Origin of the sequence: Bradyrhizobium sp. Pha-3 (assembly GCF_042258325.1) — a bacterium.
In the GTDB taxonomy this organism is placed as follows: domain Bacteria; phylum Pseudomonadota; class Alphaproteobacteria; order Rhizobiales; family Xanthobacteraceae; genus Bradyrhizobium; species Bradyrhizobium elkanii.
In genome coordinates this window covers 8,367,445-8,390,226 of sequence record NZ_CP170151.1, presented here as the reverse complement: position 1 = coordinate 8,390,226, position 22,782 = coordinate 8,367,445, and the positions used below count along the sequence as shown (strand labels likewise).

At 63.6% G+C, this 22,782-nt stretch carries 19 protein-coding genes; 12 read left to right on the top strand and 7 right to left on the bottom strand.

Translation table 11 applies throughout. The features are described 5' to 3' along the window. The first annotated feature begins 5 nt into the window (after window positions 1-5). Genes ACE10X_RS40100 through ACE10X_RS40090 form a run of 3 tightly spaced genes read left to right on the top strand, consistent with a single transcriptional unit; the run spans window position 6 to window position 2,277 of the window. Entirely contained in the window at window positions 6-1,073 is a 1,068-nt protein-coding gene (locus ACE10X_RS40100; RefSeq protein ID WP_375763692.1) for a PilN domain-containing protein, read from the top strand. After that, window positions 1,070-1,633 carry a type II secretion system protein GspM gene (gene gspM / locus ACE10X_RS40095; RefSeq protein ID WP_375763691.1) on the top strand — a complete coding sequence of 188 codons (564 nt, stop codon included), beginning with the start codon at window positions 1,070-1,072 and terminating at the stop codon, window positions 1,631-1,633. The genes ACE10X_RS40100 and gspM overlap by 4 nt, the downstream gene beginning before the upstream one ends. Beyond that, window positions 1,630-2,277: a hypothetical protein gene (locus ACE10X_RS40090; RefSeq protein WP_375763690.1), complete on the top strand. Its 648-nt coding sequence runs from the start codon at window positions 1,630-1,632 to the stop codon at window positions 2,275-2,277. Before gspM ends, ACE10X_RS40090 begins: the two co-directional genes overlap by 4 nt. 20 nt (window positions 2,278-2,297) lie before the next feature. Here ACE10X_RS40090 and ACE10X_RS40085 read toward each other — a convergent pair whose 3' ends face one another. Next, window positions 2,298-2,906 (bottom strand): A24 family peptidase, encoded by a 609-nt coding sequence (locus ACE10X_RS40085; RefSeq protein ID WP_304557260.1) that lies wholly within the window; start codon window positions 2,904-2,906, stop codon window positions 2,298-2,300. Window positions 2,907-3,031: 125 nt separating this feature from the next. On the opposite strand from ACE10X_RS40085, the gene ACE10X_RS40080 reads away from it, so the two are divergent. The 4 genes from ACE10X_RS40080 to ACE10X_RS40065 all read left to right on the top strand — a co-directional run bounded on the left by ACE10X_RS40080 (window position 3,032) and on the right by ACE10X_RS40065 (window position 8,288). Next, entirely contained in the window at window positions 3,032-3,817 is a 786-nt protein-coding gene (locus ACE10X_RS40080; protein ID WP_038386658.1) for an EfeM/EfeO family lipoprotein, read from the top strand. Beyond that, window positions 3,814-5,385: a cytochrome c peroxidase gene (locus tag ACE10X_RS40075; protein ID WP_375763689.1), complete on the top strand. Its 1,572-nt coding sequence runs from the start codon at window positions 3,814-3,816 to the stop codon at window positions 5,383-5,385. The genes ACE10X_RS40080 and ACE10X_RS40075 overlap by 4 nt, the downstream gene beginning before the upstream one ends. A 46-nt stretch (window positions 5,386-5,431) precedes the next feature. Continuing rightward, window positions 5,432-7,483: an alkaline phosphatase family protein gene (locus ACE10X_RS40070; RefSeq protein ID WP_038386660.1), complete on the top strand. Its 2,052-nt coding sequence runs from the start codon at window positions 5,432-5,434 to the stop codon at window positions 7,481-7,483. Window positions 7,484-7,601: 118 nt separating this feature from the next. Then, complete coding sequence (locus tag ACE10X_RS40065; protein WP_244435906.1) at window positions 7,602-8,288, top strand: hypothetical protein; 687 nt, start codon at window positions 7,602-7,604, stop codon at window positions 8,286-8,288. A gap of 12 nt (window positions 8,289-8,300) precedes the next feature. Here the strand turns inward: ACE10X_RS40065 and ACE10X_RS40060 are convergent, their stop codons facing one another. Then, on the bottom strand, window positions 8,301-9,731 hold the full coding sequence (locus ACE10X_RS40060) for a cytochrome c peroxidase (protein WP_375763688.1): 1,431 nt from the start codon (window positions 9,729-9,731) through the stop codon (window positions 8,301-8,303). Between the two features lie 314 nt (window positions 9,732-10,045). Here ACE10X_RS40060 and ACE10X_RS40055 point away from each other — a divergent pair, with 314 nt between their 5' ends. Next, window positions 10,046-11,815: an alkaline phosphatase family protein gene (locus ACE10X_RS40055; protein WP_375763687.1), complete on the top strand. Its 1,770-nt coding sequence runs from the start codon at window positions 10,046-10,048 to the stop codon at window positions 11,813-11,815. 87 nt (window positions 11,816-11,902) lie between these two features. On the opposite strand, the gene ACE10X_RS40050 is transcribed toward ACE10X_RS40055, so the two are convergent. Next, entirely contained in the window at window positions 11,903-16,402 is a 4,500-nt protein-coding gene (locus ACE10X_RS40050; protein ID WP_375763686.1) for a DUF5801 repeats-in-toxin domain-containing protein, read from the bottom strand. 446 nt (window positions 16,403-16,848) lie between these two features. Between ACE10X_RS40050 and ACE10X_RS40045 the strand changes: the two genes are divergently transcribed. Further along, window positions 16,849-17,502 carry a FecR domain-containing protein gene (locus tag ACE10X_RS40045; protein ID WP_193375437.1) on the top strand — a complete coding sequence of 218 codons (654 nt, stop codon included), beginning with the start codon at window positions 16,849-16,851 and terminating at the stop codon, window positions 17,500-17,502. Between the two features lie 37 nt (window positions 17,503-17,539). Continuing rightward, window positions 17,540-18,403, top strand: a complete 864-nt coding sequence (locus tag ACE10X_RS40040; protein ID WP_051003143.1) for a tetratricopeptide repeat protein — start codon at window positions 17,540-17,542, stop codon at window positions 18,401-18,403. A 19-nt stretch (window positions 18,404-18,422) separates the two neighbouring features. On the opposite strand, the gene ACE10X_RS40035 is transcribed toward ACE10X_RS40040, so the two are convergent. Genes ACE10X_RS40035 through ACE10X_RS40020 form a run of 4 tightly spaced genes read right to left on the bottom strand, consistent with a single transcriptional unit; the run spans window position 18,423 to window position 22,031 of the window. Continuing rightward, window positions 18,423-19,289 (bottom strand): HlyD family secretion protein, encoded by an 867-nt coding sequence (locus ACE10X_RS40035; RefSeq protein ID WP_038386664.1) that lies wholly within the window; start codon window positions 19,287-19,289, stop codon window positions 18,423-18,425. Continuing rightward, window positions 19,286-19,492: a DUF1656 domain-containing protein gene (locus ACE10X_RS40030; protein WP_028333641.1), complete on the bottom strand. Its 207-nt coding sequence runs from the start codon at window positions 19,490-19,492 to the stop codon at window positions 19,286-19,288. Before ACE10X_RS40030 ends, ACE10X_RS40035 begins: the two co-directional genes overlap by 4 nt. Further along, window positions 19,489-21,540, bottom strand: coding sequence for an FUSC family protein (locus tag ACE10X_RS40025; RefSeq protein WP_038386665.1), 2,052 nt, complete (start codon window positions 21,538-21,540; stop codon window positions 19,489-19,491). Before ACE10X_RS40025 ends, ACE10X_RS40030 begins: the two co-directional genes overlap by 4 nt. A gap of 2 nt (window positions 21,541-21,542) precedes the next feature. After that, the gene (locus tag ACE10X_RS40020) at window positions 21,543-22,031 is read right to left on the bottom strand and encodes a MarR family winged helix-turn-helix transcriptional regulator (protein WP_038386666.1); all 489 of its coding nucleotides are present in this window, start codon (window positions 22,029-22,031) and stop codon (window positions 21,543-21,545) included. A 212-nt stretch (window positions 22,032-22,243) separates the two neighbouring features. Here ACE10X_RS40020 and ACE10X_RS40015 point away from each other — a divergent pair, with 212 nt between their 5' ends. Both ACE10X_RS40015 and ACE10X_RS40010 read left to right on the top strand, forming a co-directional pair. After that, a complete protein-coding gene (locus tag ACE10X_RS40015) occupies window positions 22,244-22,510 on the top strand; it encodes a hypothetical protein (protein WP_375763685.1) in 267 nt (88 codons plus the stop codon). 16 nt (window positions 22,511-22,526) lie between these two features. Next, window positions 22,527-22,754 carry a DUF6894 family protein gene (locus ACE10X_RS40010; RefSeq protein WP_038386668.1) on the top strand — a complete coding sequence of 76 codons (228 nt, stop codon included), beginning with the start codon at window positions 22,527-22,529 and terminating at the stop codon, window positions 22,752-22,754. The last annotated feature ends 28 nt before the right edge of the window (window positions 22,755-22,782 follow it).

Genomic DNA, 22,782 nt, shown 5'->3' with positions numbered 1-22,782 from the left:
TGGCAATGCTTGCCGAGGCACGGCAATGGTTCGAGCAATGGATCGGCGCGGTCGCGACCGCCGTCGACGGCGTCGCCGGCAAGTTCATGCGCCGGCGCAGCATCGAGCTCGACGAGAATGGCGACGGCACGTTCACCGCCCGCCTCGCGGTCTCGAAGGACGGCTCGCCTTCGATGCCGGTTTCGTTCCGGCTCGATCACGACGCGCCGCAGCCTCCGCTGCCGGCCGACTGGAAGACCGCGTTCGACGGCAGCCGCATCGAGGTGCGTTTGCGATCGGATCAGATCGTCAGCCGCGTGCTCGATTTCCCGAGCCAGGCAAGCGACTTCCTCAACGGCATGATCCGCGCGCAGGTCGACCGGCTGACACCATGGAGCGCCGGCGATGCCGTCTTTGGCTGGAGTTCGCCGCAGCCGATCGCCAATGACCGCATTGAAGTCGCGTTCGGCGCGACCGCGGCGACGAAGGTCGATCCGTTGATCCGGATGGCGAGGATGCTCGGCGCCGCCTCCATCGCGGTCTTGGCACCGGCGGTTGGCGGCGACGCCGCCGCGCAGCAGGTGACGCTGCTCGACAAGCCGCTGCGCGGCCTTGCCGGGCCTTCGGTTCCGCGCCTCTTGCGCGTCGGCCTGGTCTCGGCGGCGGCCGCGGCCGCAGTCTCGCTGCTGCTGAACATCTATCTCGGCGGTTGGCTGCAGTCCGAGCAGGAAGACCTGCAACACCGGATCGCCCAGCGCCGCGCTGCGCTGCGTCTCGATGCCAATGGCGACTCGTCCGGGCTCGGCCTGCTGGCCAAGCGCAAGCAGACGACGCCGTCGAGCGTCATGGTTCTGGAAGCGGTCTCGCGCGTGCTGCCCGACACGACCTATGTGACGGAGCTCCGCATCGAGGGCAACAAGGTGCAGGTGGTGGGACTGACCCAGGATGCGCCGTCCCTGATCCGCCTGCTGGAGCAGTCACCGCAATTCACCCGCGCGACGTTCTTCGCGCCGACGACGCGCGCGGCGAATGAATCGGCGGAGCGGTTCCACGTCGAGGCCAACATCTCAGCCTATTTTGGGTCCGGCTCATGAGCGCAGCATCCCGATCGCTGACGACTGTCAGCACCTCGCCAATGGTCGCGACCGCGAGCTATCTCGGCCTCTTCGTGCTGCTGCTCTTTGTCGTCATCTCATCGCTCTCGGACATCATCGGCCTACGCAGCGATGTTGCGGCAGCGGCCGGAATGCTGGAGCAACTGGAGGGGCGATCCAGGGCGAATACCGCGCCCGGTCAACCCGCAATGCCGACCGGCTCTGCCTATCTCGAGGGTGCGACCGTCACGGTGGCCGGCGCGACCTTGCTGCAACGGGTGTCGGGGGCGGTGATCAAGGCCGGCGGCAATGTGCTGTCGACGCAGCTCGATGTTCCGAACGCACCGGCCAAGGCCGGCTTCATCAGCATGGTCGCGAGCAGCGAGATCGAGCAGGCGCAATTGCAGCAGGTGCTCTACGATCTGGAAGCCGGCATGCCGTTCCTGTTCATCGACCAGCTGGTCGTGCAACCCGTCGCCGACGAGGCCGCCAAGGGCGCCGATCCCGGCAAGCTGCGCGTGCTGCTCGGCGTCTCCGGACAATGGCGAGGAGCCAAATGATGCGACGCTTCGCAGCGACCATCGTGCTGTTGGCGGTGTCGGCCTATTCGGCGCCGGCTGCGGTGCCTGCCCCATCCGGCGATGCATTGGACGCCGGGATGCTCGACGATACCCGTCTCGGCGGACCGGTGCTGAGTTCACCGCCACCGTCCGAACCGGCGACGTCGGTCCGGGTGGCCCCGTCGCCGGTACCGACGCCGCGGCCGCTCAGCGCCAATCCGTTGTGGGGCATCCCGCTCAAGACGCTGTCCAACACGCGCGACCGGCCGGTGTTCTCGCCGTCGCGGCGGCCGCCGCCTGCCGTCGTTGCGGAACCGGAGGTCAGCAAGCCAGCGCCGGCGCCGCCGCGCAAGGTCGCGATCGAGCCACCGCCGCTGTCGCTGGTCGGCACGATCGCGGGAGATGACGAAAGCTTCGGGATATTTCTCGATCAATCGACCAAGACGGCGCTGCGGCTGAAGATCGGCGATGACTTCCAGGGCTGGAAGCTGCGGACCATCAACGGACGCGAAGTCACGATGCAGAAGGACGATCAGGGGGCAGTGCTCACATTGCCCCAGCCCGGCGCTGACGAGAGCGGCGATGTCCGCCTCGTTCCGGTCAGCACGGAGAGGAAGCCCTTGGCCGCGCGGCGCCAGATGTGATTGCGCGTCGGACCGAGATGCTAGTTCAACGCGAGCCAGCTCTGAAGCGCCGGCGTCAGGAGAAGCCCGAGCGCCAGAAACGGGCCGAACGGGATCGAGGTCTGGCGCTTCATTTCGTGACCGGCGAGTTGCAGACCGCCGGCAACAACGAGCGCCGCGAGTGCCGCGATCAGCAGCAAGGTCGGAATGCCGGTCGCGCCGACCCAGATCGCCGCGGCGGCAAGAAACTTGACGTCGCCAAGTCCCAATCCGTCGACTTGCCGCAAGGCGAAGTAAACACGCTGCAATAGCAGGAACAGGACGCCGACCAGGACCGCGATTCCCATGGCGGTGAAGGCGGCCATCGTGCCTTCGGTGACGACGACGTTTGCGAGACCGAGCGCCGCGATCGCAAGGTTCAGCCAATTGGGAATGATGCCGTGGCGAAGATCGATCAGCGCGACGGCGCAGCAGAGTATGCAAAGCGCGCCGTACGATCCGATAAGATAAAGAGCTTCGCGATCAATCTGCATGACGACGGACAAGTGACAGGTGCGGGCGCTGTGCTGCAACAACTCACGCGCGTTGAACAGTTCAATTTCAATCGGTCTACAGCAGCGCGAACGAGTTTGCGAGATTGTGATCGTCACCGACGCTGGCGAAGCAGAAAAGATGCGACAAAAAGTCCGCGCTGTCACAAATCCGCATAGGATACCGACAATAGTTCGCCCCGCTACATGCCGCGAGCCTTTCGTGGCAGACGAGTGGGTTGACTATGCACAAGATGCAAGTGGCGGCGTGCCTTGCTTTGCTGGCAGCGTTCGCAGGCGTGCACGCCGCGAATGCCGGCGCTCTCGAGGAGGGCGCCGAGCGCTACCGGCCATATTTGATCGAGGGCGTCGCCAGTGCGTTGACAGGCGCGCGTGCGTTGCGCGAGCGCGCCGCGGCGGCGGATTTGCCTGGAGCGAAGAAGGCCTGGCTGTCGGCGCGCGCCGGCTGGGAGCGCTCGGAGGTGTTCACCGCAGGCTTCGTGCCCGAGCTCGATGCGCAGATCGACGCCTGGCCGAATGCCGACAGCGGGTTCCACGCCATCGAGGCGAAACTGTTCGGAGCTGCCAGCACCGACGTTGCCACCGATGCGACCGGCCTTGTCGAGCATCTGAACGATCTCCACGGCAAGCTCAAGGATATCAAGCTGACGCCGCAGGGCCTGCTGGATGGCACCGTGCGGCTCGCCTACGAAGTCGGAGAGAGCAAGGCCGATGGCGGCGAGTCGCGCATCAGCGGCACCTCGCTGGACGACATGCGCAACAACATCGCCGGCATCGACTTCGCCTACCACACGATCTTCTCGGCCGCGCTCAACACGGTCGACGGCAAGCTCGACGAGATGGTGACCAACCGGATCGAGCAGCTCGAAGCGATCGTCGCCACGCCCGACCTGCCGCATGTCAACATTGCCGATCTGCGCCAGACCAGCGAGGAACTGGTCGTTGCGCTGCAGAGCGCCTCGGCAAAGCTCGGGCTGCAGCGGCCGACCCTGGAGGCCCAGGCGCGATGAGATCGCTTCACCTGCGTCTGGCTGCGCTGCTCTCCGGTGTCATCGGCCTGGCACTGCTTGGGCGTGCGGTGGCGTTTCCGGTCGACGGTGACAAGACCGTGCTGCCTGTTGCGACCGAGCTGAACGAGGATGCGCTCGACAAGCCGCGCGAGGTGTTCCAGTCCGAGCGGACCGGAGCCAAGTCCTATCTGGTGAATCTCGGCGATCTCGCGTTCAATTCGCCGGGGCTGCTGGGTGACGTGGCGCGGCAGGCCGGCGTGAGCTGCGGCACCTGCCACGTCAATGGCGCGAACAACGCCAAATTCTTCATGCCGAAGATGTCGAGCCGGCCCGGCACATTCGACACCACCGGTCCGCTGTTCAATCCGAAGGCCAACAATCTGGCGTTCGATCCCGTGCGGATCCCGAGCCTGCGCGGCGCCCGTTATCTTGCGCCCTACGGCGCCGACGGCCGCTTCGCCTCGCTGCGCGACTTCGTCCACAACGTCATCACCAACGAGTTCGCAGGTCCCGAGCCGTCGCCGGCAACGCTCGATGCGATCGTGGCGTATATTCACGACATCGACTTCCTGCCCAATCCGAGCCTTGGTCCCGCCGGACGGCTGGCCGGCAAGATCAGCGACGCGGAGCGCCGCGGCGAAGCGCTGTTCGCGAAGCCGTTCCCGCACGATCCATCATTGAGCTGCGCGGGATGCCACGTTCCGTCGTCCGGCTTCCTCGATCACCAGCAGCACGACATCGGTTCGGGCGGCCTGTTCAAGACGCCGACGCTGCGCAACGCCGACTTCAACGCGCCGTACTTTCACGACGGCCGCTTCGACAACTACAACCAGGTTGTCGACTATTTCGACCGGACTTTTCAGCTCGACCTCTCGGCGCAGGACAAGGGCGACCTCGTTGCCTATCTCACGGCGGTCGGCGATGGCGCACAGCCCTATGAGCGCGACGGTGCCGGTGCAACGCTGAATGAGATCAACGATTTCTCGATGGTGCTCGCGACCGCGATTCCTGCCGGTGACAAGGACATCGTCGCGTTGGCGGTCGATACGATCGGCCGCGAACTTCGCGAGTTGACCGAGCAATATCCCGATCGCAAGAACACCAGCGTGTCGGGCGGCGAGCAGCAGCGCGTGCTTGCGCGCAACGGCCTCAAGGAGCTCGTGCTCACGCTGCGGCGAATCGAGATGGCGGTTGCGGCAGGGCGCAACGCGGATGCCGCCACCGAGTTCAGGAATTATCGCAATCTGATGGCTGCTGCAGTGCCTGCGCTGTTGGCCAGCGCCGAGCCATGGTCGCTATTCAATCAAGACGTGCATGACCAGCATTATGCTGCGCTTCGCCAGGTGATGCGCTCCAGGCACCTTTCGCGCCGATTGCATTGTAGCGTGATGATTTTGCGGTCTGCGGCGTGGCGCGGATGCTCGATCAATTTTCTATCCCTGATTGCATCGTTGAATCGTGGAGCTGCAGCGCAGCGGCAGATGTCTCCACAGAAAATATTTGAACGTTTCGAAATTTCTCGCGCGTTTTCACGTAAGCGAAAAGCATGCGTCATATTGTCGCACTAAGCAGTGTGTGTTGCTAACCGCAAACACCCTGAGGTCGACAATGAGTTTGAATTACAAAAAGCACTGGCGAACCAGCACCGCGCTCTGCATCGCGTCAACGGTGCTCGTCGCAACAGCCGCATATGCCGCTCACTATCCGGGCGGCCGCAGTGATTGGGACAAGCGTCCGCATCACAATCACCAGGCGCACGAAGAGGGCGATCGTGCGAAGCACGAGAACCATGGCCATCATGGTGATGGCGATCACGGCGTGAAGACCGCGTCGCCGATCAAGCACGTCATCATTCTGATCGGTGAAAACCGCGGCCTCGATCACACCTTCGGTATCTACAAGCCGAAGGGCAAGGGGCAGACCATCTCCAACCTGTTGTCGAAGGGCATCGTCAACGAGGATGGAACGCCGGGACCGAACTTTGCGCAGGCGCAGCAGTCCTCGGTCGCGGGCCAGCCCTTGTACTATATCGGCGCACCGACGATCGCGAAGTCGCCCTACAACGCGACCAACCCGATGCCGCAGCCGAACACGGCCGGCACGCCGACCGCGCAGAGCGACACCGGCGCTCCGTTCAAGACGATCACTGAGGCCAGCGTCGAGAAGGACATGGACCCGGCCGATCTCGATATCCTCACCACCGGCTTCAGCGGCCTGCCGACCAATGTGCTGGATACCCGCATTCCCGGCGCCGGCGGTCTGAACGGACCGTTCCAGTTGCAGGGTGAGCAGATCAGCGACGACGACTACACCGGCGACTCGACGCATCGCTTCTATCAGGATTGGCAGCAGGAAGACTGCAGCGCCGCCAACGCCACCAAGAAGAACAATTCGGGCTGCCTGAACGATTTGTTCCCGTTCGTGATGGCGACCTATTCGGCGTCCAACAAGAGCATGGCCAACTCGATGGGCTACTACAACGCCCAGCAGGGGCAGGCTCCGGTCCTGAAGATGCTCGCCGATCGCTTCACCCTGAGCGACAACTTCCACCAGTCGTTCCACGGCGGCACCGGCGCGAACCACTTCATGCTCGGTACCGGCGACGCGGCCTTCTGGAGCGACGGCAAGGGCAATCCGGTGACGCCGCCGGCCAACCTGATCGCCAACCCGAATCCGGTCGCGGGTTCGGTCAACCGCTACACCGTCGACGGCAATTGGAGCAATTGCTCAGACGTGTTCCAGCCCGGCGTCAAGCCGATCGTCACCTACCTCAACAATCTGCCATACGCGGCGGAGCCGAACTGCAAGCCCAACCACTACTACATGCTCAACAACGTCAACCCGGGCTATCTGCCGAACGGCGCGCTGTCGGGTGGCAACAACGTGCCGCCGTCGTCGGTTCGCACGATCGGCGATGCGCTCATGGAGAAGAACATCTCCTGGGCGTTTTATGGCGGCGCGTTTAACGACGCCGTGGCGCTTTCCAACGCCGCGGTCGCCGCCAATCCGTCGAACCCGAACCTCAGCGCCGCTGCGGTCGCCGATCCGGCGCACGCGCTCGGCGTTGCCTACTGCCAGATCTGCAATCCGTTCCAGTATGCGACCTCGATCATGGCCAACCCGGCCGTGCGTCAGGCTCACATGAAGGACACTGCCGATCTGATCACGGCGATCCAGAACAACACGCTGCCTGCGGTGTCGTTCGGCAAGCCGGACGGCCTGCTCGACGGTCATCCGCAGAGCTCGAAGGTTGATCTGTTCGAGGCCTATGTCCTGAACGTGCTCAACTCGCTGGACAACAACCCGGAGCTGAAGGCTGAAACCGCGGTCTTCATCACCTGGGACGAGGCCGGCGGCTATTGGGACTCCGGCTACCAGCAGTCCATCGACTTCTTCGGCGACGGACCGCGCATTCCGACCCTGATCCTTTCGCCCTATTCGACGGGCGGCAAGGTCAACCACAACTACGCCGACCACGTTTCGCTGCTGAAGTTCATCGAACGCAACTGGGCTCTCCAGCCGCTCACGAACCGCAGCCGCGACAACCTGCCGAACCCGAGCTATTCGAAGAACAACGAGTACGTTCCGACCAACAGCCCGGCATTGTCTGACATGTTCGACGCGTTCGACTTCAGCAAGCCGGTCACGTTGTCCTACACCGAGTGATCAAGCTCTCGCACACAGCGAGGTCCTGACTCCATCCAAGGCCGGCGCCGATCTAACCAATGGTTCGGTCGGCGCCGTCATGTTCTGTCCCCACCATTTGATCGACCGGAGACATGCGATGAAACGCAACGAGAAGACGTGCTCGATCAGCAGGAGCGTCGCGGCCGGCCTGCTTGCCGTCACCATCCTGGCCAGCGCGGCGATCCCGGCCATGGCACAGCAGTTTTCCGCCGACCTCGTCGCGAACAAGGACGATACGTCAGCCGCCATGGGAGCCTTGCGGGTCTCCGGCGGAAAAGCACGGATCGAGACAAGCGCGCTGCCCGACGGCTTCTTCCTGATCGATACGGGCAAGCCCGCGGCCTATTTCGTCCGTCCGGCGGCACGCGTTTACATGGACGCGCGGCAATCGAGCCCGCTCACCCAAATGTTCATTCCGGTCGATCCGGATGATCCCTGCCGGCAATGGCTGGCGATGGCGCAGCTGTCCGCGCCGATCGACCTCGCGACGTGGCACTGCCAGCGCGACGGAGAGGAAACCGTCGCGGGGCAGAATACCGACGTCTTTCGAATCGCCGCGCCGTCCGGTTTGAGCTTTGTCGGCTGGATCGACCGCGCGCGCAGATTTCCGGTACGGATCAAGACCGCGGATGGGACGGTGATCGCTGCCGATCACATCCGCGACGAGCAGCAGGCAGCGCAAATGTTTGAAATTCCCGCAGGCTTACGCAAGTTCGACCCGCAAGCGCTGATCCGTCGGATCCAGCAGAGCGACGTATGGGTTGAGCCGCCGGCGTCGGAGTGAGCCCGCCGTCCGTTACCGCGACTGCTGGCTTGTTAGCGGCAGGATCCGGCCGAGCGCGGTGTAGTGCGACTGATGCACGTTGCTGTTGAACAGCGACCAGGGCTCGGCCTTTTTCAGGGCGACGGGTACGTCGAAGTGCACCAGCTGCGCAAAGTTGCGATACTCAGCCATCGCATCGTCGATACGGCCGGCGGCGACGTCGAGATCGATGCGGCGCAGGGTGAGAACGAGGTGCTTCAGGATCGCGCGCGCCGCCAGCCGCTCGTCCTTGCCACCGATTGCGGTGTTCCTGATGTCCGGGATGTGCTCGGTCAGTTCGCGCAGTTCGGCCCCGACCCCGGTCACGGCCAGTGACACCACCGCGGTATCGGCAGCCGGGATCGCGACCTCGAGGACGCTCGAGAGCTCGAGCACCTCTTTCATCCGGAGCATAACGCCGTCCTTGTCGAACGGGCGTTCGCCATCGCCGACCGCATTCAGATAGGCCACAAGGTCCTGGGCGTCCTGCGTCGACAGTTCGAGGTCGAACACACGATCGAAATGATCGACCACCTGTTCATAGCTGTCGTAGCGGCCGTCGTGGAAATACGGGGCGTTGAAGTTGGCGTTCAGCAAAGTCGGGGTCTTGACCAGTCCACCGGATCCGACGTCGTGGCGCATCTGGTCGTTGAAGGTTCCAGCCGGAACGTGACAACCGGCGCAGCTCAGCTCGGCCTGCTTCGGGAACGGCTTGAAGAACAGCGCCTCGCCGCGGCGCTCGGCCAGGCTCGCCTGCGCGGCAAGCCTGCCGGCGGGCGCAATCTTCGGATTGGGGAGGAAATCGATATCGTTGATATAGGCGACGAGGCCGTCGAGAACCTCGTCGCGCGGCTTTGGACCGGAAAATTCATTGACGATGACATTATAGACGAAGTCGCGCAGCGAGGTGATGCGCCCGTCATGTCCGTAGGGGGCGAGGAAGCGGGCGCCGCGCAGGCTCGGAATCCTGACCGGATCGAGGATGCTGTTGAACGTCTTCGCGTTGAAGACGAGGCTGGTCGTATCGAAGGTGCCGGGGCGGGAGGATGCGCCCGGAACGAACAGTTTCGGGTTCGATGCGCCGTTGACGTGGCAGGTGCCGCAGCTCATCTCGGCCTGACGCGCCTTGCCGCCCAGGATGGAAGGCGAGTTGAACGCGAGATCGCCGAGATTGACCAAATAGGACTTTCGCCCGCCGACGGCTTCGGAATGAAAGAGTTCGCGCGGCCGCGCCAGCGCCTCCTCGGAAAATTCGGTGCCGGCCGGCAGCACGGTCTGGTCGCCGCCGAGCGGGAACGCCGTCGCGCGCAACGGCAGCAGCGCAACGACGAGCGCCAGCCACGCGACCCGTGCCGGTCTGACGCCGCGATCGGCATCTGTCGCACGATGTTGTCCGGAGCCGGACGCCAGAATATCCCAGGCCATTGCGCGAAAACGCCCCTGTCACAAATGCATATGCGCTGCCGTGCGTCGGAAGATGTCACGGAGGTGACAGTTTCCTGTCGGCAGGATCAATGACCATCTGACTGGATAGACGAATTTTGATTGCGGTTTGATGACGCTCGATCAGCGCACCGCAGCGCAGTCAGCGTTTTGCAGCATGACAGCATGAAAGTCTGTTGGTGCGCGAGCATCTTTCCGCGCGTTTGCGCGCGCGTCGAAAAACAGTCATCCCAGCGAAATGTGTTTTGCATAGCGTGTAGCTCCATTTCTATTTCTTTCTAAATCAGGAGAGCACTATGCGGCTTTGGGGAGCCATTCCGGCGCTCGCGGTTGTTGCTGGCGCCGTTGCCATCTCGCCGGTAGCAAACGCAGAGAATTTGGTCGAAAAGATCGTTGATGAGTTCAAGCACGAGATCAGGGACGAGCTGCGTGATCTGCGTGATCGCGGTCATGAAGGCGTGCGCCAGTACAAGCACATCGTCGTCATCTATCAGGAGAACCACAGCTTCGATAACCTCTACGGCCACTGGGGCGATGTCGGCCGCGACCGGATCAACGGCACATCCGATGCCGATTCGGCGTACACCCTGCAGGTCCGGCAGGATAACCAGACCGTCTATTCTTGCCTGCTGCAGAACGACGTCAACCTGACCTCTCCGTCGCCGCAGCCGACAAGCTGCACCGACAATACGGGCACGGTCGCGATCCTGAGCGCGTTCAAGAACAAGCCGTTCGAGATCAACGAATTCATTCCGACCTCAGCCACCACCTGCCCGAAGCCGCTCGGCGCTTTCGCGGCCCATGGCTTCCTCAATGGCACCGGCGCCCCCGGCGGCTGCACCGCGGACATCGTGCATCGCTTCTACAGCGAACAGTACCAGCTCAACGGCGGCCGGCAGAACCGCTACGTGACCGGCAGCGACGCGTCGGGTCTGGTGATGGGCTATTACGACACCAAGAAACTGCCCATCTACACCTATCTCCACGGCCGCGGCGCGCCGAACTACATCATCGCCGACAGCTTCTTCCAGGGCGCCTTCGGCGGCTCGTTCCTCAACCATCAGTTCTTTGTCGCTGCCGCGGCGCCGCAGTTCGTCGGTGCCCTGAATGACGGCAGCGCCAACGACTTCCACTCGATCGTCGATGCCAATGGCATGCCGACCAGCACGCCGCTCTATACGCCGCTCTCGACCGTGAAGGATGCGCAGCTGACGGCGAAGTGCAATCAGGCCGGCCTGCCGGCGGGCCTCGCCTGCGGCGACTACGCGGTCAACACCACGCAGCCGTTCTATCAGCCCTATTCCCCGGGCACCGCCGACATCAAGCGCCTGCCGCCGCTGCACACGCCGAACATCGGCGATCGGCTGTCGGCAAAGCGCGTCGATTGGGCCTGGTATTCGGGCGGCTGGTCGAACGCCAACGGCGACGTCGGCGCTTCGGGCTGGACCAACGGCAACGGCACGACCTGCACCGACCCGAACCATGTCTCCACGGCGGTGTTCCCGAACTGCCCGGACGTGGATTTCCAGTATCACCATCAGGCGTTCAACTACTTTGCCAACTACGCGCCGGGAACGCAGGCCCGCAAGGATCACCTGAAGGACGAGGCTGAGTTCATCCAGGCGGCCAAGACCGGCCGGCTGAAGCAGGTCAGCTTCATCAAGCCGATCGGTGAGGAGAACGAGCATCCGGGCTACACCAGCGAGTCCGAAGGCAGCCAGCATCTCGTAGATCTCGTCAAGGCGATCGTGGAGGGGCCGGATGGCAAGGACACGCTGATCGTCATCACCTATGACGAGTTCGGCGGACAGTGGGATCACGTTCCCCCGCCGCCGTTCAACCGCCATGGTGCCGAAGCCAAGGCTGCGGACCAGTGGGGCCCGGGCACCCGCATTCCGGCGCTCCTGATCGCCAAGCGCTTCAACAAGTCGGGTGTCGCGCATGAGGACTTCGACACCACGTCGATCCTCAAGATGCTCGAAAAGCGCTTCGACCTCGACCCACTGGTGACCCGCCCGGTGCGTAGCCTCTCGGCGGCGCTGAAGGCCGGCGAGGGCTGGCATTAAACGAGAACCGGTTCTGGCCCGCGTCAACGTCCGACGCGGGCCGGCGTGCCGGCCACGCGCCCAAGGGATTGCTACACGAAGGGATCGCTACATGATCAGATCGTGTAGCGGATGGGTCACGACGGTGTCCGGCGTATGGTCCGGGAAGAAATCTGTTTGCGCCGGGATAGCCGGCCCCATTGCCGGCGTTCCACCAGCTGCAACTCCCTGTGCCAGCTGAAATCCGGCGGAATCGTCGTGACCGAACCACGTGGGGCTTTGATCGAATTGTGGAGGAGACGCAGCTCCCTGCTGTCCAAGACTTGGAAGCTCCTCCGCGAAATGAAAGGACTGCCCGGTCGTTCCGCTGTCTACGAAGGGCAACATGGCCTGAGATAACGCCGCGTCCTCGTGGCCACTCGTTGATATCGGACTAACATCGGGCGCTGGAGCGCTGGCGCCGACCGGCGGCGCGGGGCTGTCCGGGCTGGCGGCGAATATGAAGGCGTCCATCCCCGCCGTGTGACACTGAATATCGACCTGAAGGTTGGTCGTAGCCGAATCGCCGTCCGCATCGACCGCCGTCACATCGAACAGGAGATCCGCATTGATGCTCGTCTTTTCGGTATAGCTGATGTTGTTGACCGCGAAGGTGGGACACCCGGCTTCGAGCCGATCGTAATCGACCTGGACTTGGCTGAAGGACCTGTCAACGTAAAGCGTGTATGCCGTCGTCGTGGCATCAAAGGAGTAGGTATCGATCAGCGAAGCATCCGATGTCTCCTGGACCACGAAGCTCGTGCTGCCGCAGAGCGGCCTGGGAACATCGATGCAGAAGTCGTGAACGTCGGCGCTGCCATCGAGAACCTTGAAGATCACACCGGCGGTGCCGTAGCCCTGCCATTGCGTGAGATTGAAGCTGACCTGCGATTGTTTCTCGGTGAACGCAAGATTCAACTGCTCGGCCGGGTCCATTTGCAGTCCGCTGTCGCCGACCGCAATACCGCAGTCCGATGCCTTGACATCGAGCGGATGGCCGGCGCAGTCGGACCCGGTAATCACCAGTTGTCCGTCCGGAGCAGTCAATGACGGCGTGCCGCAGATCGGGGCATCAAAATCGGAGCCGCTGACGGTGACGTCCTTCGACGGCCCGGCGTGCTCGAGATCAAAGCAGAAGGTTCCATCCGGATCGATCAGCAACTTGAAATAAGGATCGTTCAGCCTGCCGCCGCAATCGGTAAGATACGCGTCGAGTTCGACGCCGCCACCCACCTCATGGGTCGTATAGTAGAAGTTGTAATCATCGCCATGTCCGGTGACGTGCACCGCGGTAATGCCGTTGCCCAGGCATGACGTGGCCAGATCATATCCCGTGCAGCCGACTGGACCGTTGTGGACGGCAACGAACATCGCGGCATCGCCATCCGCGCCGAAATTGATATCGTAGGTGCCTGTCGCAGTCTGATGGTCCTGAGCGGCAACGAAGGTCTCCGGGAAGCCGCAAATGCTCGGGTGATCGTCCGCGATCGTCAGTTGTTTGCCGAGGTCGATGCACGCGCTCTGGAAGTCGCCGTCCTTGTCCGTGATGGTGGCAACCAGGCTTACGACGCCGGCGGTCAGCGACACGGCTTCGCCACTGTCAGGGTTGTCGCAGGACGGATGCGTCACCGCGCGATATTCGGTGAAGGTGACGCATCCCGTGACCGGATCAACCGCGATGGTGAATGCCAGCGCCCCGTTCGCTGTGCCGACATGGCCTTCGATGGTGTTGCCGTTCAGAACCAGCACGTCGGAGCAGCCGGTATGCGAATCGATCAGACCGGATGGGGTGCAGTCACCTCCGTTGATCGTCAGTGCGTAGTGAGTCGTCGCGCCGTCGGCGCCCTGGAGCGAGGTGAACGCCGTCGAGAAATCGGCGGAAATTTTCGTCAGCGCGGCGTCCGGCGCCGAGCCCGCGATGTGGTCGTCCAGCGCCGTTGCCGTCAGGTGCGTCTCGCTCAGCGTCAACGACGGAGCGGTGCAATTGGCCCGGATGCAGGGGCCATCGTCGCTGATGCTTAGCTTGGTGCCGAGGTCGAGGCTGGCGCTCTGGAAGTCGCCGTCCTTGTCCGTGATCGTGGCGTTCAAGCTCACGACGCCCGCGGCCAGCGATACGGCTTCGCCGCTGTCCGGGCTGGTGCCGAGCGGCTGCTCCACCGGCCGGTAGTCGGTGAAGGTCACGCGTCCCGTGGCTGGATCAAGCGTGATGGTGAATGCCGGCGTACCGTTGGTCGCGCCGACGCGCCCTTCGATCGTGTTGCCGTTCAGAACCAGCAGGTCAGCGAGGCCGGTATGCGAGTCGATGAGCCCCGACGCCGTGCCGTTGCCGCCGGTGATCGTTAGCGCGTAGCGGATGGTCGCGCCATCGGCGCCTTGCACCGAAGTGAACGCCGTCGAGAAATCGGCGGAAGTCGTCGTCAACGCCGCGTCCGGTGCCGAGCCCGCGATGTGGTCGTCCAGCGTCGTTGCCGTCAGATGCGTCTCACTCAGCGTCAGCGATGGAGCCGTGCCCGCCGCCTCGATGCGCGGGCCATCGTCCGTGATTGTCAGCTGCTTGCCGAGATCGATGCTTAGATCCTGGTATTGGCCGTCGCTCTCCGTGACCGTCGCGATCAGGTTGACGAGGCCGGTCCCCAGCGCGATCCCTTCGCCGCTGTCAGGGCTGGTACCCGACGATTGTTCGACCGCGCGGTGCTCGACGAAGGTCACGCGGCCCGTGGCCGGGTCAACCGTAATGGTGAACGCGAGCGCTCCGCTTGCTGTGCCGACATGGCCTTCGATGGTGTTGCCGTTCAGAACCAGCAGGTCAGCGAGACCGGTATGCGAGTCGATCAGCCCTGACGCCGTGCCGTTGCCGCCGGTGATCATCAGTGCGTAGCTGACTGTCAGACCCGGTGCGGTGACGAATGCCGCCGAGAACTCGCCTGAGGTCGTCGTCAACGCGGCGTCCGGTGCCGAGCCGGCGATGTTGTCGTCCAGCGTCGTCGCTGTCAGATGAGTCTCGCTCAACGTCAGCGATGGCGCCGTTCCGACCCCGATCAACGGGCCGTGGATGACGAGTGTCACCGTCTGCGGGGTGCCGCCTATCGTGGTCACCGTGAAGCTGTCGGTCAGCGTGTCGCCGACATGGAGGGCTTGCACGGAGCTGTTGGCGTTGTCGAGCGTATAGGTCCACGCGCCGGCCGTTGTCAGCGTGAATGAGCCGTAGCCACCAACGCTTGTCGTCGGCGCGTTCACGGCGGTGAAGGTATTGGCGGGATCGTCGACATCGGTGTCGGTGAGCGTGCCCTTTGCGATGAGCAGGCCGGGCGAGGCATGACTGACGCCGACCGCACCCACCACCGAGGCGGCCTTGGTGCCGGAAATGATGGAGGCGTCATCGGCGCCCAGGATGCTGATGTCGAAGCTCTCGCTGGCCGAGAGCGAGCCGTCCGAGACCGTGATCACGAAACTCTGGGTCGTGTTGGCCTTCAGCGCGTTGATTGCGGCATTGTTCGGAACGAAGGTGTAGTTTCCGGTGGCGCTGTTGAGATAGAGCGTGCCAAATGTACCGACGCTCGACACGTCGTATGTCGCCTGTCCCAGCACCGTATTGCCTGTGGCGCCTCCGCTGATGCCGAATTTCAGTGCGCCGCCCTTGATGCTGGTGGCGGAAAAGGTCCCGCTCGCCGCATTGAAGTCGTCAAATATCACCGTATCGATTTCAGTCGGCCCCGCTCCGAGATTCAGCTTCGGCGGAGCCGGCGGCAGCTTGAAGAGATCATTTTTCGCGAAGATCGCCACCGGCAGCGGCCCGAGCGTATCTTGCACCGGCGACAGCGGGGACTGCTGAATAAAATTGATCGGCAGCAGCAGCTGGCCGCCTTCGAGAGCGGGCATGCCGGACCCTTTCGATGCCGGTCCCTTCTCGAAATAGGCAAGCGTCTCCTGTTGGGCCTCCCGTAATTCCTCCATGTGCGCAGGGGAATTCGTGGCATGGTTCACGCCGACGGAGGACCCTCTTCTGCTCAGAATGATCGTCTCTTCGGGATCCTCGACGATGATGTGACGGGGGATCGCCTCCTTGGTCACGAGTTCGAACACGCCGTGGTGGAGGTCCTTGTATTTGATGTTGTCGTCGTCCAGGAAGGTGACGTTCGGCTCCGCGGCCCGGGCGTCCTCCAGCAGTGAGAAGGTCAGGGCGGCCAATGACAGCATGCCGAGGCCGCTGGCCCGAATGGTGCCGACCGGCGTGTCCGCGGTCAGGACGCCAGACCCTGCCAGCCGGCTGCCGATGAGGCGGAAGAGGCTTCTGGCTTTTGCGAACGGGCCCGGCCGCAAGTCCCCGCCGGGATCCTGCGCGATGTGGCCCAACTCCAGCCGGGTGCCGGCCGGCAAATTGAGCACCCTGCCATCGACCAGGCGGATTTCGATCCGCCCGCCGGCTCCGACCTCGATGACGTCACCCTGGCGAACGGGATCGCCAGCTACGATCTGAATCGGTATGCCGCGGGCACGCGCGATCGTGCTGCAGCCGATCGTCGTCCAAACAGTGCCAACCACGCGGGGCGGCTGGCCCAAAACGGCCATGCACGCGTCCCCGAACTCTACGCCGGACGCAACTGACATTGGCTTTTTGCCTGTTGGGCAGTTCGAGCGGGAGGTGGTGCCGCAGTCTTTTTATTTTGGCTTGGTTCGGCCGCGCGGCGAAAAACCCCGCGCCGTCAGCCATAGGCTTGTCCGCTGAAACGTCCTGATTGAAACCAAAATTCGGCAGTAAAAATCGAATTCCAATACGGCGGGGAGCAATACGAAAATGACAGCACAGCTGTCCTTTATCGCGCGTGCAGCCCCGCAAAATTAATAGTATGATTACCATGCAAATTGTCCACTTATTAATTTTTAGTCGAACTGCGTCAGGCATTTAGGCCTGTCCGCGACAACTCGTCTGGCACTCAAGGTCCTGCAGTCTCGGCCCGGCGGTCCCGACCACCCATCGAGCCACGACACGTCAAGACCTTCTCGAGGAGGGGATCGTGCGCATCCATTTGATTGTTCAATTGCTTGCAAGCTTCGTCCTGGCGCTCGCAACGCTCACGCCCGGCCAGGTGCAGGCGCAAACCGAACCGGCCCAGCCCGCGGTCGACAATATTCAATTGAAATTCATCGGAAGGGTCGTAGCCGCCACGGGTTCGGTCACGATCGAGCATCCGAGTGCGGTCGTCGTTCAGGCGGGGCTGCCTGGCAAATTGCCTCAGGCGCAGGTTGGCGACCCCATTTATCTGGGCGACGTGGTGCAAACTGGAGCTGACGGACGCGTCGGGATCAATTTCACCGACGGCACTTCGTTCAATCTGTCGAGCAACGCCAAGATGGCGATGACCGAGTTTGTGTACGATCCGAACGGCAAATCAAACTCGACCTTGCTCAAACTGACCAACGGGACCTTCACCTTCGTTGCCGGCAACATTGCGAAGACCGGCGACATGAAGATCGACACTCCCGTGGCAACGATGGGCATTCGAGGCACCACGCCACGCATCGAGATATCGGACGATGGAACGGTGAAGTTCGCCACGCTCGTTGAAGAGGGCAAGAGCAAGGTCAGGAAGGTCGGGACACGAACGCCGCAGCAACCTGAGCAAAACACCCTCCACAAGTTCAATCCGAACATCTGTCGAGGGTGCTAGGCCAGGCGCAGCCCGTTTCGTGCAAGCAAGGCCCGATATGAAACTTCGTGCAAGCGCCGGCGCAATTGTCAGCCTGACATCGCTTCTCGTTGCGACGCTCCCCGCATTGCCTGCGATCGCGCAGGACCCGAAGAAGGACAACTATCTCCGCACTATCGGATTGTGCAGCGGCCTTGATCGCACACCGGCCGACGCGCGCGTTGCTGCCTGCACGGCGCTGATCGATGCGGGTCAGGACATGACCCCTGCCGGCCTCGCGATCGCCTACAACAACCGTGGCAACGCCTACGCTGCCAAGGGAGACTACGACGGCGCCATCCGGGATTTTGATCGATCGATCGAGCTCAATCCGACCTACACCAAGCCGTTCAACAACCGCGGCGTGGCCTATCTCAGGAAGCGCGAATATGATCGCGCAACCGACGCCTTCGATCAGGCGATCAGGCTCAACCCGAATTACGGCGAGGCCTTCGCCAACCGCGCCGGCGCCTATTTGAAGAAGAACGATTATGCGCGCGCGGTGCAGGACTACGATGAGGCCATTCGCCTCAAGCCGAACCTGGACGGGGTGTGGAGCGGACGCTGCTGGAGCCGGGCCATCCTAGGCGAATTGCAGGCGGCGCTGGAGGATTGCAACAAGGCCCTTCAATCGGGGCCCGCCAACGCCGCGACGTATGACTCGCGTGGCCTGATCTATCTGAAGACCGGCGAGCTTGGCGCGGCGATCGCCGACTACAGCTCCGCACTCCGCATCGATCCCAAGCTCGCAAGCGCACTCTATGGACGCGGGCTGGCGAAGTTGAAGCGGGGCGACAAGGCCGGCGGCGACATCGACATGGCGGCGGCCAAGGCGATCCAGGGCAGCATCGGCGACGATTTCACGCGCTACGGCGTGCAATAGGCGAGTGCGGCCCGGCCGGCTAGTCCATGATCTCGACCGTCGCCGAACGGCCGGCGACCAGCGCGATGCGATCCGGCAGATGGTCCAGCGCGATGCGCACGGGAATGCGCTGCGCGAGCCGAACCCAGCTGAAGGTCGGATTGACGTTTGCGAGCAGGCTCGCGCCCGCCGCGCGGTCTCGATCCTCGATGCCGGCCGCAATGCTCTCGACATGTCCGGTGAGCCGCACCGGCTCGCCCATCAGCCGGATCTGCGCCTTGTCGCCGACGCGAATGCGCGCGAGCTTGGTCTCCTCGAAATAGCCTTCCACGTGCAGCGTATCGGTGTCGACCAGCGCCATCACGCCCTTGCCCGCGGTGACATAGGCGCCCGGCCGCAGGTCCATATTGGTGATGGTGCCGTTCACCGAAGCATGCACCTCGCTGCGATCCAGATTGAGCTGCGCGACGGCGCGGTCGGCGACCGCCTGGTCATAGGCCGCCTTGGCCTGCAGCTGCGTCGCCAGAACCTGCTCCTGCTTCTGCTGCGACACCGCATCGGTGGTCAGCGAGCTGTAGCGTTTGAGGTCGGCGTCGGCCTGATCCAGCGTCGCGCGATGGCCGGCGACCGCCGCGTCGGCCTGCTGCAACGCCAGGGCAAAGCGTGCGCGATCGATCCGGAACAGGATGTCGCCGCGACGCACCGGCTGATTGTCCTTGACCAGCACGTCGGTGACGAATCCGGAGACGTCGGGAGCCACCTGGATCACGTCGGCGCGGACCCTGCCGTCGCGGGTCCATGGCGATTCCATATAGTAGACCCAGAGCGCGCGAGCGACAGCGAGTGCGGCGATGACGGCGACCGCGGTCAGCGCAACCCGGCCGAGCCAGGCGAAATTCCCTTTCATGGCAGAAACTCTGAAAGATAAACCACGACGCCGAGCAGGCATACATACAGGGCGAAATTGAACAGCGCGCGATGCCAGACTAGCCGGTAGAACCCGAAGCGCTGCATGATCCGGCTCACCACCGCGCTCAGTGCATAGGCAACGATCAGCCACAGCAGCAGCGCCGGAACGAGCACGCCGTAAATGTCGAGCTCATATCTCATGCGGCAAAACTCTCCTCGGGCTGCGATCGATAGGCGGGCGCATCCGGAAACAGGCCGCGGCGGATGCCGACGAGGTCGAGCAACGCATCGTCCCGCGCGCGCTCATTGGGATCCTTGACGACCGCGGACAGCGCTGCATCGATGGACGTCAGCAATTCGGCCGACATTGCCTCGTCCGTATGGGCGCGAAACGCCGCCGCGAGGTCGTCCAGCATGTCGTCGATGGCACGCACGGTCAACGCGGCGAGGCCGTAACGGGCCCGCCGGAGGTCGATGATGTTGAGCCCGATGCGCAACTGGACCAGGCTGTCGGCATCGCGGCGGTCGCTCTCGGAGATGAAGGCGATCCGCTGGACCAATAGGCCGAGCCGATGCAGCATCAGGCCGGCAAACTGCGCGCGATCGCCGTGGCCGCGCCGCTCGGCCGCGACCGCGAGCGTCTGCCAGCTCGACATCATCAGCCGCTTGGCGATCCATTCGGCGCCGACGCCGCGCGCGATCCGCGTCACGATCTCCGCGATGACAACACCGAGGAAGAAGGCGACCGACGTGTTGGCGAAACTGGCGAAATCCGCGCTGTAGGTCGATTGCAGCGCGAGCAGCGTCGCGGTGTTGGCGGCGAGCGCCATGCCGATCGGCGCGGTTTTGGGCCGTGCGATCAAAAAACCGTACAGGAGGAAGGTCGGCGCCAGCGCTGCGATCAGGACCTCGACATGGGAGATGCCCGGCACCAGTGCGAACTGATAGATCGCGACGACGACGATCGCGACCAGCGAAAACAGCCCGAAGGCCCGGATGCTGCGCGCCGGCTCGTCCTGCGCAGCGAAGAAGGAGCAGGCGACCGCCGCCATCATCGGCGCCGAGGCGCCGTCGGCCCAGCCGGTCGCGATCCACAGACCGCAGCAGATCAGGATGGCCACCGCCGCCCCCGCGGCGGACCATAGCGCCATGCCGTGGTCGCGATGCCGGACCGGCGCGGCCCCCGACTCCGGGTGGAACGCCAGCGGGATGGTGGAGATGTCCCGGCCCGCGGCAATCGCGTCACCTATTGCGCGGCAGTCGGCCGAGATGTCGACAAGCTCGCGGAGCCGGAGCAGCAGGCTGATCGTGATGATGCGCTCCCGCGACGCGACGCCGTCGAGCGCGGATTGCCGCTCGGCGATTGCGGCGCGGATCTGCTCGCCGGATTGCCGCTGGCGATCCTCGTCCACGATCCATGCGGCGAGATCGTCGATCAGGCGCCGTAGCTCCGGTTGCCTTTGCAGCGCCGCCTCGCCGAGTGCGGCAAGCCGGTCTTCGATCGACGTGATGATCGGCAACAGCATCAGCATGCGCAGCCGGACCTCACCGAGGCCACGCACGGTGCCGACGTCGGCCAGCCGGTCATAGGAGACATGGGTCGCCAGCGTATCGATCTCGACGATGTCGGTCGCAAGACGAAGGCGTTGGGCCCGGCGCGTCTCGCTGGTCCCTCGGTCAAGCAGCACGTCGCGCGACAGGCGGCGCGCATCCGCTAGCCAGTTCCTGACGCGGCCGCCGACCGCCGGCGCGACACTGCGCGGAAACACCACCGTCGACACCAGGCTCGCGCAGATGATGCCGAGCGAGATCTCCTCGACCCGTGCCAGCGCGACATCGAAGATGCTGCCAGGGTCAGCCACCGACGGAAAGCCGATCAGTGCGACGGTATATCCGCCCAGCATGAAGACATAGCTGCGCGGCGTACCGTCAAGCAGCGACAGATAAAGGCAGAGCCCGACCCAGAGCGCGATCGCGAGGCACAGCAGTTCCGGCGCATTGACCAGGTTCGGCACCAGGGCGACCGTGACGCTCGCGCCGACCAGCGTGCCGATCACGCGGAAGAACGCCTTCGAGCTGGTCGCGCCGGCCAGCGGCTGGGAGGTGATGTAGACCGTCGCCATCGCCCAATAGGGGCGCGGCAGATCGATCGCCAAGGCGATGACGAGCGCCAGCATCGACGCCGCGAACGTCTTCAACGCGAAGACGAGGTCCGCGTGGCGGACCAGGAACGGCTCTTCCGCGCGCATGACTATTTCGCCTCTGGAGCAGTCTTGGCTGGTGCAGTCCTGGCGTCCTGCAGACGGCTCGCCCGCTGCTCGATGAGCTGCAGCGTCTCGAAGGTTACCGCAAGTTCCGCGCTGCCGATATCCTTCAGCAGGCTGACCCGCACGCGGCGCAGTACCCGGTTGATCTCCTCGACCTTGGCTTCGCCGGTCGTGGTGAGATGCAGCGTCTTGGCGCGCCGGTCGGTCGGGTCCTCGCGACGCTCGACGAAGCCTTCGGACTGGAGCAGATCGATCAGCCGCACCAGTGAGGGCCCCTCGATTCCCAGTTCATCGGCCAGTACGCCCTGCCGGACGGTTTCCCCCTGGCGCGACAACACCAGCAGCGGAATCGCCGTCGCGTAGGACAGGCCGTGGTCGGATAAGGCCTGATCCGACTCGCGGCGCCAGATCCGGGCGAGCCTGGTCACCAGGCGACCGATCTCGGCGTGGATATGGGATTGCGAAGGCGGCACGCGAATTAGATAGGATACGAACTATTAGGATGCAATAATATAGCTCCGAACATCGCGGATATCACGCAAATGCGATCCTGCGTGAGGGAGCGTCAATACTGCTGCACGATCGACCTCGATGCGCTGGTTATGGTCGGTTGCGGGCGGACCTTGAGCGCGGCCGGTTAGGAACGCATCGGGATAAAGAAGCTTCTGTTTTTGAGGAGATTGTCATGAACAGAAAGCCTGTCACGCCGGATTCCGGACGCCCGAGCGACTGGGGTTCCCACGCGCAAACCGACAAGCCATGGAAGGGAAACCCGGAGAAGGAGCAGCGCTCCGGAGACGCGAAGCGCTCAGGAGACGCGAAGCGCTCAGGAGACGCGAAGCGCTCAGGAGACGCGAAGCGCTCAGGAGACGCGAAGCGCTCAGGAGACGCGAACGGCTCCGGAGACGAGAAGCCGGACCTGGAAAAGTGGCACGAATCGAACACGCAGTGATGCGCGGAGATAGCGAATGTCCGCCTTTCACTTCGCGATCGTGAATGATGAGCGTGTGATCGATGCAACCGGCCAGCCGGTTGCCGACCGCGATGAAGCCATTGCCGTCGCCAAGCGGCTCGCGATCGACCTTGCCGAAACCCGACAGGAATATCTGGGACGCGGCTACTTCATCTCGGTGATCGGCAGCGACGCCCGCGAAATTCACCGCGAAAGCATCGACAGCGCCGAGAAGAGCGGATGAACGACGCCGCCCGGCGGGCAAGAGAGCA